Source organism: Actinomadura sp. WMMA1423, assembly GCF_006547145.1.
In the GTDB taxonomy this organism is placed as follows: domain Bacteria; phylum Actinomycetota; class Actinomycetes; order Streptosporangiales; family Streptosporangiaceae; genus Spirillospora.
Genome location: NZ_CP041244.1, coordinates 2,707,628 through 2,719,698, shown reverse-complemented (window position 1 = coordinate 2,719,698; position 12,071 = coordinate 2,707,628). Strand labels below are relative to the sequence as shown.

The 12,071-nt window shown below is 73.6% G+C and carries 8 protein-coding genes; all 8 read left to right on the top strand.

Going from position 1 to position 12,071, the window contains the following annotated elements:
* Nucleotides 1-299: 299 nt before the first annotated feature.
* The 8 genes from FKD65_RS12630 (at nucleotide 300) to FKD65_RS12595 (ending at nucleotide 11,853) form a co-directional block, all read left to right on the top strand.
* On the top strand, nucleotides 300-3,131 hold the full coding sequence (locus tag FKD65_RS12630; RefSeq protein ID WP_141577684.1) for a bifunctional diguanylate cyclase/phosphodiesterase: 2,832 nt from the start codon (nucleotides 300-302) through the stop codon (nucleotides 3,129-3,131).
* Between the two features lie 133 nt (nucleotides 3,132-3,264).
* On the top strand, nucleotides 3,265-5,136 hold the full coding sequence (locus FKD65_RS12625) for an acetolactate synthase large subunit (protein WP_168221020.1): 1,872 nt from the start codon (nucleotides 3,265-3,267) through the stop codon (nucleotides 5,134-5,136).
* A gap of 5 nt (nucleotides 5,137-5,141) precedes the next feature.
* Nucleotides 5,142-5,666, top strand: coding sequence for an acetolactate synthase small subunit (gene ilvN / locus FKD65_RS12620; protein ID WP_141577682.1), 525 nt, complete (start codon nucleotides 5,142-5,144; stop codon nucleotides 5,664-5,666).
* Between the two features lie 69 nt (nucleotides 5,667-5,735).
* Nucleotides 5,736-6,719 (top strand): ketol-acid reductoisomerase, encoded by a 984-nt coding sequence (ilvC, locus tag FKD65_RS12615; protein ID WP_141577681.1) that lies wholly within the window; start codon nucleotides 5,736-5,738, stop codon nucleotides 6,717-6,719.
* A 218-nt stretch (nucleotides 6,720-6,937) separates the two neighbouring features.
* A complete protein-coding gene (locus FKD65_RS12610; protein WP_141577680.1) occupies nucleotides 6,938-7,525 on the top strand; it encodes a PadR family transcriptional regulator in 588 nt (195 codons plus the stop codon).
* Nucleotides 7,522-8,238 carry an ABC transporter ATP-binding protein gene (locus FKD65_RS12605; protein ID WP_141577679.1) on the top strand — a complete coding sequence of 239 codons (717 nt, stop codon included), beginning with the start codon at nucleotides 7,522-7,524 and terminating at the stop codon, nucleotides 8,236-8,238. Before FKD65_RS12610 ends, FKD65_RS12605 begins: the two co-directional genes overlap by 4 nt.
* Nucleotides 8,235-10,211 carry an FtsX-like permease family protein gene (locus FKD65_RS12600; protein WP_141577678.1) on the top strand — a complete coding sequence of 659 codons (1,977 nt, stop codon included), beginning with the start codon at nucleotides 8,235-8,237 and terminating at the stop codon, nucleotides 10,209-10,211. Before FKD65_RS12605 ends, FKD65_RS12600 begins: the two co-directional genes overlap by 4 nt.
* A gap of 70 nt (nucleotides 10,212-10,281) precedes the next feature.
* Entirely contained in the window at nucleotides 10,282-11,853 is a 1,572-nt protein-coding gene (locus FKD65_RS12595; protein ID WP_240810113.1) for a DUF2079 domain-containing protein, read from the top strand.
* Nucleotides 11,854-12,071: the final 218 nt, after the last annotated feature.

Below are 12,071 nucleotides of genomic sequence, written 5' to 3'. Positions count from 1 at the left end.
AACGGATCCGCGAAGAGGTCGTTCGTCGCGGGAAGGTCGCCCAGCCTCAATCGCTCCGTGACCTACCGAACGTACAGTGAGCGACACGGTGATCCCGTAGTGCAGCAGTGTCGCTGATCTCCGGCAGGCGAGCCCCGGTGCGCTCGCGGCCGGCCCGCTCCGATCCGGCGCGGGGCACGATCCGTGACCTTCGGACCGTTATCCATGCGGCGGGGGTCGTGGACCCGAACTCTCCCCTGGCGCGGCGCGCTCTCCGCCGGGGCCGATCAGCCCGTCGGGGCAGGAAGGGACACGGCGCGATGAGCGGCGACTACGCCAGGCGGGTATCGCCGCGTGCGCTGCCGGTCGCCCTGGCGGCCATCCTCGGTGTGCTGTACGCCACCGGCTCGCTGCTCGGCTGGGGAGGCCGCGCCTTCATCGCGTGGACCGAGGCCGGCGCCGCGGGCGCCGCCGCGATCTCCCTGCTGCTGTCGGCCCGGCGCCCGGACGGCCCGCCGGCCGACGCCGCCGGCGCCCCCGGCGGCATCTGGCGCGCGTCCTGGCGGTGGTACGGCATAGCCGCCGCCTCCTGGTTCGTCGGCGCCGTCGGCGGCGCGCTGTCCTACGGCACCGGCCGCAGCGCCCTGTCGCTGTCGGTACCCGACCTGTTCTACCTGCTCGCGCTGGGCGCGCTCGTCACCGGCCTGGTCGCGCCGATCAGGCTGCCCCGCGACGCGGGGACGTGGCTGCGCTACGCCGCCGACACCTACGTCTGCGCCTGCGCGCTGTTCGTGCTCGGCTGGGTGGCGCTGTTCGGGAGCCTGTACCACCGGTCGGGGGAGTCGCCGCCCGAGTTCCTGCTGGAACTGCTGTACCCGCTCATCGACATCGTCTTCGTCTGCGGCGCGCTGCCGTTCGTGCTCGGCGCCGGGCGCGGGCACCGCCGCCTCGCCTGGATGGGGTACGGCGCGCTGGCGGCCATCGCGGTCGCCGACATCGTCACCACGTTCGTCCGGCTGGACGGGGGCGGGGCCGCCGAGGACCCCTCCGACATCCTGCGCCTCGCCGGGCTGCTGCTCCTGCTGCTGGTGCCGTGGACGGGCCCGGACGCCGAGCCCGCGCTGCCCGTCGACGACATCCCCGAGGACGTCGCGGCCCCCGAGCAGGAGTGCGGCCGCATGATCGGACCGGGCCTCGCGCCCGCCGCGGTCGCCGCCGCGGCCGCGCTGTTCATCGCGGGCCACTCGATCGCCGGCAACGACGGCCTGGAGCCGGCGATCTCGATCGCCGCGGGCTCGGCCGCGCTGGTGCTGATCGCGCGCCTCGCCGCCCTGCTGCGGGAGAACGAGGCCCTGCGCCGGGCCGTCGGCACGGGCGAGGAGCACTTCCGCGCCCTGTCGGAGAGCATCAACGACGCGGTGCTCATCTGCGACCTCGACGCCACCGTCCAGTACGCGAGCGCCGGCGCCCTGCGGACCTACCGGTACACCTCGGACGAGCTGCTCGGCCGCCCGCTGAACGAGATCGTCCACCCGGAGGACCTGCCGCGCGTCCAGCAGGTGTTCACCGAGTTCCTGGAGGAGCCGTCCGGCGACGTCGGGCCGCAGGACGCCCTGCGGGTGCCGTGCCGGCTGCGCGCCGCGGACGGGACGTGGCTGCCGACCGAGTCCACGATCTCCCGCTACAGCGGCTCGGACGGGGCGCCGTCCCGGCTGCTGGTCACCACCCGCGACCTGAGCGAGCAGGCGGCGCTCCAGCGGCAGGTCGCCCACCTGACGTTCCACGACGGGCTGACCGGCCTGCCGAACCGGTCCTACTTCGAGGAGCGCACGCGGGAGGTGCTGTCGCGGCAGGCGTCCGGCGGCGAGGCGGCGGTCGTGTTCGTCGACCTGGACGGCTTCACCGCCGTGAACGACTCCGACGGGCACGCGGCCGGCGACCAGGTCCTCGCGCAGGCGGCCCGGCGGCTGCGCGCGAACGTCCAGGCCGACGACACGGTGGCGCGGTGGGGCGGCGACGAGTTCGCCGTGCTGGTCCAGCGCCCGCCGGACGACCCTGAGACGCGCGCCACAGTCGAACTCGCCGGTCGGCTCCTGCGCGTACTTTCGGCCGACCCTTACCAGGTGGGCAGCAAGCACATCGTGCTGACGGCGAGTGTCGGCATCGCGTTCGCCGGGGACGCGGAGCAGCCGCGCGGCGGCGGATCGGACGCGGGACGCAGGCTCCGCCGCAGCGCCGCCGACCTGATCCGCAACGGCGACCTGGCGATGGCCCGCGCGAAGGAGCTCGGCGGCGGGCGCGTCGAGGTGTACGCGCCGCACATGCACGCCGACGTCGTCCGGCGGCTGGAGCTCGGCAGCGACCTGCAGACCGCGCTCGCCGAGGAGCAGTTCTCCGTGGAGTTCCAGCCGGTCGTCGACCTGGCCACGTCCCGGGTGACCGGGGTGGAGGCGCTGCTGCGCTGGCACCGGGGGACCGAGACGGTGCCCCCGGAGGAGTTCATCGGCCCGGCCGAGGAGTCCGGCCTGATGATCCCGCTCGGCGACTGGATGCTGCGGGAGGCGTGCCGGGAGGTGGCCCGCTGGCGCGGCGACTCGTGGGACGTCGGCCTGTCGGTGAACTTCACCGCCCGGCAGATCGCCGCCCCCCGGTTCGTGGAGTCGGTCGCGGCGGCGCTGGCGGAGACGGGGCTGCCGCCGCAGGCGCTCACGCTGGAGGTGCGCGAGGAGGTCCTCGTCGAGGACGCCGACCAGAACGTCGAGCGCCTGTCCCAGCTGCGCGACCTCGGCGTCCGGCTCGCGATCGACGACTTCGGCACCGGCTACGCCTCGCTGGCCTACCTCGGGCAGCTCCCGGTCGACATCATCAAGATCGACCCGTCGTTCGTGGCGGGGCTCGGCTCGGACGAGACGCTGACGCTGCTCACCCGGACGATCGTGCGGCTCGGCAGCGACCTCGGGCTGACCGTGGTGGCGGAGGGCATCGAGCGGCCCGAGCAGCTGGAGCTGCTGCGGGAGATGGGCTGCCCGCGCGGCCAGGGCTTCCTCGTGGCGCGTCCGATGGCGGCGCGGCGGGTCGAGTCGCTGGTGCGGACGAACCTCGGCGGACAGAGCCGCACGGGCGGCGACCTCCCCCTCCCGCTACCGGGATGAGGCCGCCGGCGGCCCTCGCCGCCGCGCGCACCGTCGTCTCGACATATGAGACAAAGCGTCCAAGGATTTGACCGGTGGCCGGACATCGGCGAAAGTGGGCTCGTGCAGAGCACCTCCATCATCCTCGTAGTACTTGGTCGGCGCGCAGGCTGACCAAGCTTTCCGTCCTGCGCGCCTCCCCTCGATCGCCTCACGGCGGCGGGGGTTTTTTGTTGCCCGGCGAGCCAACACTCACTCCCCAAGGAACCGCAGAATCATGACGACCGAACAGATGACGGGAGCCCAGGCGCTGGTCCGCGCCCTGGAGAACGTCGGCGTCGACACCGTGTTCGGCATCCCGGGTGGCGCGATCCTCCCGGCGTACGACCCGCTGTTCGACTCCAGGAAGCTGCGCCACATCCTCGTCCGGCACGAGCAGGGCGCCGGCCACGCCGCCCAGGGCTACGCGATGGTGACCGGCAAGGTGGGCGTCTGCATGGCCACCAGCGGGCCGGGCGCGACCAACCTCGTCACGGCGATCTCCGACGCCTACATGGACTCGGTCCCGATGGTGGTGATCACCGGGCAGGTCGCCTCGTCGCTCATCGGCACCGACGGCTTCCAGGAGGCCGACATCGTCGGCATCACGATGCCGATCACCAAGCACAACTTCCTGGTGACCGACGCCGGCGACATCGCCCGCACCGTCGCCGAGGCGTTCCACATCGCGGGCTCCGGGCGGCCCGGGCCCGTCCTGGTCGACATCGCCAAGGACGCCCTGCAGGCCACGGTCGGGTTCGAGTGGCCTGTCCCGCTGCAACTGCCCGGGTACCGGCCCGTCACCCGGCCGCACTCCAAGCAGGTCCGCGAGGCGGCACGGCTGATCGTCCAGGCGAAGCGCCCGGTGCTGTACGTGGGCGGCGGGGTGCTGAAGGCGGGCGCGTCCGCCGAGCTGAAGGTGCTCGCCGAGCTGACCGGCGCGCCGGTCGTCACCACGCTGATGGCCAAGGGCGCGCTGCCCGACAGCCACCCGCTGCACATGGGCATGCCGGGCATGCACGGCGCGGTCGGCGCGGTCGGCGCGCTCCAGCGCTCGGACCTGCTGGTCGCGCTCGGCGCCCGGTTCGACGACCGCGTCACCGGGAAGCTGGACGGGTTCGCCCCGCACGCCAAGGTCGTGCACGCCGACATCGACCCGGCGGAGATCTCCAAGAACCGGCACGCCGACGTCCCGATCGTCGGGGACGCCCGCGAGGTGATCGCCGACCTGATCGTCGCCCTGCAGAACGAGCACGAGGCGGGACGCAAGGGCGACTACACCGACTGGTGGCGCCAGCTCGACGCCTGGCGCGAGACGTACCCGCTGGGCTACGACACGCCCGCCGACGGCTCGCTCTCCCCGCAGTACGTCATCGAGCGGATCGGGCGGATCGCCGGGCCGGAGGCGTACTACGTCGCGGGCGTCGGCCAGCACCAGATGTGGGCCGCGCAGTTCATCAAGTACGAGCGGCCGGGCGCGTTCCTGAACTCCGGGGGCGCCGGGACGATGGGGTACTCCGTCCCGGCGGCGATGGGCGCCAAGGTCGGCGCGCCCGACTCGACGGTCTGGGCGATCGACGGCGACGGCTGCTTCCAGATGACCAACCAGGAGCTCGCGACCTGCGCGATCGAGGGCATCCCGGTCAAGGTCGCCGTGATCAACAACGGCAACCTCGGGATGGTCCGGCAGTGGCAGACGCTCTTCTACAACGAGCGCTACTCCAACACGAATCTCCACTCGGCCAAGCGGATCCCCGACTTCGTCAAGCTCGCCGAGGCGTACGGTTGCGTCGGCCTGCGCTGCGAGAAGGCCGAGGACGTCGACGAGGTCATCGCCAAGGCCATGGAGATCAACGACGCCCCCGTCGTGATCGACTTCGTCGTCCACCAGGACGCCATGGTCTGGCCGATGGTCGCGGCCGGCACCGCCAACGACGACATCAAGATCGCCCGGGACATGGCGCCCGAGTGGGAGAACGGAGACTGACCCCGATGAGCCTGCACACCCTCTCGGTGCTGGTGGAGAACAAGCCCGGCATCCTGGCTCGGGTCGCGGCCCTGTTCTCCCGGCGCGGCTTCAACATCGAGTCCCTCGCGGTCGGCACCACCGAGCATCCGGAGATCTCCCGGATGACGATCGTGGTGAACGTCGCCGACCTGCCGCTGGAGCAGGTCACCAAGCAGCTCAACAAGCTGGTCAACGTGCTGAAGATCGTCGAGCTGGACCCCTCGGCGTCCGTCCAGCGCGAGCTCATCCTGGTCAAGGTGCGCGCCGACGCCGAGACCCGCTCGCAGGTCCTCGAGACAGTGTCGCTGTTCCGCGCCAAGGTGGTGGACGTCGCGCCCGACGCCGTCACGATCGAGGCGACCGGCAACCGCGACAAGCTGGACGCGTTCATCAGGATCCTGGAGCCGTTCGGCATCAAGGAGCTGGTGCAGTCGGGCATGGTGGCCGTCGGCCGCGGCGCCCGGTCCATCACCGACCGCTCGCTGCGCGCCATCGAGCGCAGCGCCTGACCCGCGACCCGGGCCGTCCCAGCGGGCGGCACAACCACACCAACGAAAGGCAACAGCACTGTGGCTGAGATGTTCTACGACGACGCCGCCGACCTGAGCGTGATCCAGGGCCGGCACGTGGCGATCATCGGCTACGGCAGCCAGGGGCACGCGCACGCGCTCTCGCTGCGCGACTCCGGCGTCGACGTGCGGGTCGGGCTCCGCGAGGGGTCGGCCAGCCGGGAGAAGGCGGAGGCCGGGGGCCTGCGCGTGGTCACCCCGGCGGAGGCCGCCGAGGAGGCCGACCTGATCATGCTGCTCGCCCCGGACCACCACCACCGGGAGATCTTCGAGAAGGACATCAGGCCCGCCCTGGTCGAGGGCGACGCGCTGTTCTTCGGCCACGGCTTCAGCATCCGCTACGACCTCGTCCAGCCGCCGGAGGGCGTCGACGTGGCCATGGTCGCGCCGAAGGGCCCGGGGCACCTCGTGCGCCGCCAGTTCGTCGCCGGGCGCGGCGTGCCGGTGATCGTGGCCGTGGAGAAGGACCCGTCCGGCAACGCCTGGCCGCTGGCGCTGTCCTACGCCAAGGCCATCGGCGGCCTGCGCGCGGGCGGCATCAAGACGACCTTCACCGAGGAGACCGAGACCGACCTGTTCGGCGAGCAGTCCGTGCTGTGCGGCGGCGTCTCCGAGCTGATCAAGACCGGGTTCGAGGTGCTGACCGAGGCCGGCTACCAGCCGGAGGTCGCCTACTTCGAGGTCCTGCACGAGATGAAGCTGATCGTCGACCTGATGTACGAGGGCGGCATCCACAAGATGTACTGGTCGGTGTCCGACAACGCCGAGTACGGCGGGTACAGCCGCGGGCCGCGCGTCATCACGCCGGAGACCAAGGCCGCGATGAAGAAGATCCTCGGCGAGATCCAGTCCGGCGAGTACGCCAAGGAGCTGGTGGACGAGTTCGAGGGCGGCCAGAAGAAGTTCACGCAGTACCGCGAGGAGCTGGCCCAGCACCCGATCGAGAAGACGGGCGCCGAGCTGCGCCCGATGATGAGCTGGCTCAACGACTGAGCCGGCTCGGCGACTGAGCCGTTCCGCGAAGGCGCGGGGAGCCGGCGGCCCCCGCGCCTTCGCATGTACGCGAACGGCGTCGCCCTGGCCTCCCCTGAGAAGTGTCTTCCCGGGGACGGGGGGCTCTTTGGATGCGGCGCCCCCCTCCACCTGCGGTTTCCTCCTGGATGCATACTCGGTATTGCCCTGACCATACTCCGTATGCATACTTGGTAGGCATGTCGATCCGTCACGGCCTGCTGGCACTTCTGTCCCAGGGGCCCCGCTACGGCTACCAGCTGCGCGCCGAGTTCGAGTCGTCCACCGGCGCCACCTGGCCGCTCAACATCGGCCAGGTCTACTCCACGCTGTCGCGCCTGGAGCGCGACGAGCTCGTCACGCGCGTCGGCGCCGACGACGAGGGCAGGTTCGTCTACCGGATCACTCCGGCGGGCGAGCAGGACGTGCGGCGGTGGTTCGCCACCCCGATCGCACGCACCGACCGGCCCCGCGACGAGCTGGCGATCAAGCTGGCGATGGCCGTCACCACACCGGGCGTCGACGTCGCGCACGTCGTCCAGACCCAGCGCACCGCCACGCTGCGCGCCCTGCAGGACCTCACCCGGCTCAAGGCCGACGCGCCCGCCGTCCCGGCGGACCAGGGCGACCGGGCCTGGCGGCTGGTCCTGGAGTCCATGATCTTTCAGGCGGAGGCCGAGGTGCGCTGGCTGGACCACTGCGAGGCCTACGTCACCCGCGCCGAGCCCGCCGCCCCGCCGCTCCCCGCCGAGGCGCCCGCCCCGTCGGACGAGGAGGCGCGCCGATGAGCCTGCTGGCGATGCGGGACGTCTCCCGCGACCACGGCGCCGGCCCGTCCCTGGTGCACGCGCTGCGCGGGGTGACGCTGGAGGTCGCGGCGGGCGAGTTCGTCGCCGTGATGGGCCCGTCCGGCTCCGGGAAGTCGACCCTGCTGGCGCTCGCCGGCGGGCTCGACAGCCCCACCTCGGGACGGATCCTGGTCGACGGCGCCGACCTCGGCGGGCTCGGCCGGACGGGGCGGGCGGCGCTGCGCCGGCGCGGCGTCGGCTACGTCTTCCAGGACCTCAACCTCATCCCGAGCCTCACCGCGGGCGAGAACGTCATGCTGCCGCGCGAACTGGACGGCGTCCGTGCCCGCCAGGCCCGCCGCGAGGCGCGGGAGGCGCTCGCCGAGGTCGGCGTCGCCGAACTCGCCGACCGGTTCCCCGAGGAGATGTCCGGCGGCCAGCAGCAGCGCGTCGCGATCGCCCGCGCGCTGGTCGGCGATCGGCGCCTCGTCCTCGCCGACGAGCCCACCGGCGCGCTCGACAGCCACACCGGCGAGGAGGTCCTGCGCGTCCTGCGGGGCCGCTGCGACGCGGGCGCGTCCTGCCTGATGGTCACGCACGAGTCCCGGCACGCCGCCTGGGCCGACCGGGTCGTGTTCCTGCGCGACGGCCGGATCGTCGACGCCACGGCCCGCTCGTCCGGCCCCGAGAGCCTTCTCCAGGAGAGACTGTGAACCGCTACGCGTTCGCGCTGCGCATGGCCCGCCAGGACGCGCTGCGCGCCAAGGGCCGCACGGCGCTCGTACTCGCCATGATCGGCCTGCCGATCGGCGCCGTCGTCACGCTGGCCGTGCTCCAGGCCACCGTCGACGCGAACGTCGAGGGGGAGCCCGGCTCCGCGACCGGTGCCGAGTCGGCCATCCTGGCGATGCTCTTCGCGATGGTCCTCCTGGAGGTCGTGCTGCTCGCCGGGCCGGCGTTCCTGATGGACGTCCGGCGGCGGCGCCGCGAGCTCGCGCTGGTCGCGTCCTCGGGCGGCGCCGGCCGGCACCTGCGCGCCGTCGTCCTGGCGAGCGGCCTGCTCCTCGGCGGGATCGCCGCCGTCGCCGGGGCCGGGCTCGGCATCGCCGCCGCGGCCGTCATCGTGCGCGCCTCGTCCGGGAGCGGCTTCGGCCCGTTCAGCGTGCCGTGGATCGCGGTCGCCGCGACGATGCTGGTGGGCGCGGGCAGCGGGTTGTTCGCCGCGCTGGTGCCCGCCTGGCAGGCCGGCCGGATGGACGTGGTCGCCGCCCTCGCCGGACGCCGCGAACCCGCGGCGGCGGCGCGGCGCGGCTGGCCGATCGCCGGGGGCGTCCTCGTCCTCGCGGGCGTGGCGGCGTCCCTGGAGGGCATCCGGGTGCTGCGCGAGTTCGGGGCCGCGCTCGGCGCCGCGGCGATCATCATCGGCCTGGTGCTCGCCTGCCCGTGGATCGTCGAGACGACCGGGCGGCTCGCGCCCCGGCTCCCGCTGCCGCTTCGCCTCGCCGTCCGGGACGGCGCCCGCAACCGGGCCCGCACCGCGCCCGCGGTCGCCGCGATCATGGCGGCCGTGGCCGGAGTCACCGCGCTGGCCATCGGGGGCGCCAGCGACTACCGGCAGCGGCAGGTGGAGTACCAGGCGCGGCTGCCGCACGGCTCGGCGCTGATCCGGCTGCCCCAGGGCGGCAACGAGGCGGCCGCCGCGGCCGCCGTCCAGCGCGCCCTGCCGGGGGTGCCCGTCGTCCCGCTGCGCACCCTGCCGGGGGAGGGCGCGCCCTGCCTGTCCGAGGACACCTCGAAGTGCCTGGCCCTCTCCTTCACCGCCGAGCAGGCCGGTGAGCCCTCCGTCCAGATGATGGAGGCCCTCGTCGGGGGCGCGCGGGAGGCCCGGCTGCTGCTCGGCCGCGACGACCCCGCGGTGTCCTCGGCGCTGGCCGCCGGCAAGATCGTCATGTTCCGGGTGCGCCCGCTCCCCGGCGGGACGGCCACCGCGACCGTCACCTACTGGAAGGACGACCGGCAGCACACGAGTGCGACGATCAAGGACCTGCCGGCCGTCACCGCCCAGGGCGACCCGCACGTGCGCGCCATCGTCCCCCCGAAGGCCGCGGAGGAACTCGCCGCGAAGGCCGGCGTTCCCATCGGGACGGAGGCGGTCGGGGTGGACCGCGCCGACCACCGGGTCACCAAGGCCGAGGAGGCGCGGTTGAAGAGGACGATGGCGGCCTTCAGCCCGGACGACGACCCCGTCCACGTGGAGCGGGGCTTCACCGAGTCCTTCGGCGGGACGACGCTGCTGCTCGGCGCGCTCGCCGCCGTCCTGGCGATCGGCGCCACGCTCATCGCGACCGGGCTCGCCGCCGCCGACGCCCGCCCCGACCTCGCGACGCTGCGCGCCGTCGGCGCCCGGCCCCGCACCGGCCGGCTCCTGACGATGGGCCGGGGCGCCTACATCGCCGCGCTCGGCTGCTGGCTCGGGATCGCCGGCGGGCTCGTCCCCGGCCTCGCGGTGGCGCGCCCGCTCACCGACACCGTGGACGAGGTGGGCGCTGCTCCGCACGGCACGATCATCGACGTTCCGTGGCTGCTCCTGCTTGCGATCGGGATCGGAATCCCGCTCGTCGCGGCGTGCGCCGCCGGAGCGGTGACCGGCGGCCGCCTCACCCTGACCCGGCGCGAGGCGGGGTAGAAGACGGGGCGTGGCGAGCGCGAGCCGGGCCGATCGGCCGCGCGCCGGGGCTGGTGATAGCGTCCGGCGCGTGGTCGAGGCGGTTGCGGTGCAGGGAACGGCCGGGGGCTCCTCCGCGGGCCGCGGGGGAGCCGCCCGGCGCCGGCGCGCCGCCCTGGGGGCGCTGGTCGCGGCGAGCGCGCTGCTGTACGCGGCGTACTCGCTGCTGCGGCTGCGCGCCTTCCGGGCGGGCAGCTACGACCTGGTCATCTTCGACCAGGCGGTCCGCTCCTACAGCCGGTTCGGTCTGCCGGTCGCGATCGTCAAGGGCGTCCACAACGACTTCGGCCCTGGCTTCTCGATCCTCGGCGACCACTTCTCGCCGATCCTCGCGCTGCTCGCGCCCCTCTACCGGATCCACGACGGCCCGGCGACCCTGCTGGTCGCGCAGGCCGTCCTGCTCGCGCTCGCGATCCTCCCGATCTGGCGGTACGCCGAGCGGAGGCTGGGCGCCCGCGCCGCCTACTGCACGGCGGCCGCCTACGCCCTTTCCTGGCCGATCGCCGAGGCGCTCGCCTTCGACTTCCACGAGGTCGCCTTCGTCCCCCTGCTGTCGGCGCTGATGATCGAGCGGTACGACGCGGGACGGCGGGGCCAGGCGGCCGCCGCTGCGTTCGCCCTGCTGCTGGTCAAGGAGGACATGGGGCTGCTGCTCGCCGGCTTCGGCCTCTACCTGCTCACCCGTCCGGCGGGCCGCGGGCACCGCCCGCCGCGCTCCCTTCGCGGCCTGCTGCCGCCGGGGGACCGGCGGGCGGGCCTGGCGTACGTCGCGGCCGGGCTGGCCGCCACCTGGTTCTGCTCCCGCGTGGTCATCGCGGCGTTCGGCGGGGACAACGACTACTACTGGGCGTACGGCGCACTCGGCCCCGACCTTCCCGGCGCCGCGGCGCACGCCCTCACCCACCCGTGGGACGTCGTGCTCGTCCTCGGCGACCCGCCGCAGAAGCTCCTCACGATGGCGCTGGTGCTGCTGCCGCTGCTCCTGCTGCCGCTGGCGTCCCCGCTGACCCTGGCGGCCGTCCCGCTGCTCGCCGAGCGGATGCTCGCCAGCCGGTTCAGCAACTGGTGGGAGCCCCACTACCACTACAACGCCTTCATCGTCGCCGTGCTCGTCCTGGCGGCGGCGGACGGCGCGGCGCGGCTGCGCGGCCGGGTCGGGTTCGCGCGGCCCCGGTTCGCTCGGGTCCGGTTCGCGCGGGGTCGGCGGCTCGCGGGCGCGCCGATGGCCGGGATCCTCGCGGCGACGGTCGCGTGCGTGCCGTTCTTCGCGTACCGGCACCTGGCCGACCCCGCTCTGTGGCGCCACAACGAGCGGGCCGGCGCGGCGTCTGCGGCGGTGGCGCGCATCCCGGACGGCGCTCTGGTCGAGGCCGCCAACGGCGTCGGCCCGGCGCTGACGTCCCGCGCCCGCGTGCTGCTGTGGGACGACACCTCGCACGGCGCGCCCTGGGTGGTGGCCCAGGTGGAGCGGCTGGAGTTCCCCTTCGCCTCGCCCGCCGAGCAGCGGCGGCGGGTCGAGGAGCTGAAGGCCGAGGGGTACCGGGAGGTCTTCCGGCGGAACGGCTATGTCGTGCTGTACCGGAACGTCCCCGACCCCTGGTGACGCGAGGCCCGGACGGATCCCGGCGAGGCGGGCCCCTGGTAAGGCGAAACGCGGCTTTTGGACAGATTGTCCGCTGACCGATCATCGTCGCACGCGTCATAATGACGGTGAAGGCGCCGGGCCGCCAATCATCCCTATCCTTTCTGGGTACTTTGCCAGATACTTGAAGAAAGCCGTGACGGCCGTGGCCGGCGCGGGAGAACCTGCGCGAACACCTC

Excerpts from the sequence above, each read along its gene's own strand:
- FKD65_RS12610 (WP_141577680.1), top strand. The coding sequence starts at position 6,938 with ATGTCGATCCGTCACGGCCTGCTGGCACTTCTGTCCCAGGGGCCCCGC.
- ilvC (WP_141577681.1), top strand. The coding sequence starts at position 5,736 with ATGTTCTACGACGACGCCGCCGACCTGAGCGTGATCCAGGGCCGGCAC.
- FKD65_RS12630 (WP_141577684.1), top strand. The coding sequence starts at position 300 with ATGAGCGGCGACTACGCCAGGCGGGTATCGCCGCGTGCGCTGCCGGTC.
- ilvN (WP_141577682.1), top strand. The coding sequence starts at position 5,142 with ATGAGCCTGCACACCCTCTCGGTGCTGGTGGAGAACAAGCCCGGCATC.
- FKD65_RS12605 (WP_141577679.1), top strand. The coding sequence starts at position 7,522 with ATGAGCCTGCTGGCGATGCGGGACGTCTCCCGCGACCACGGCGCCGGC.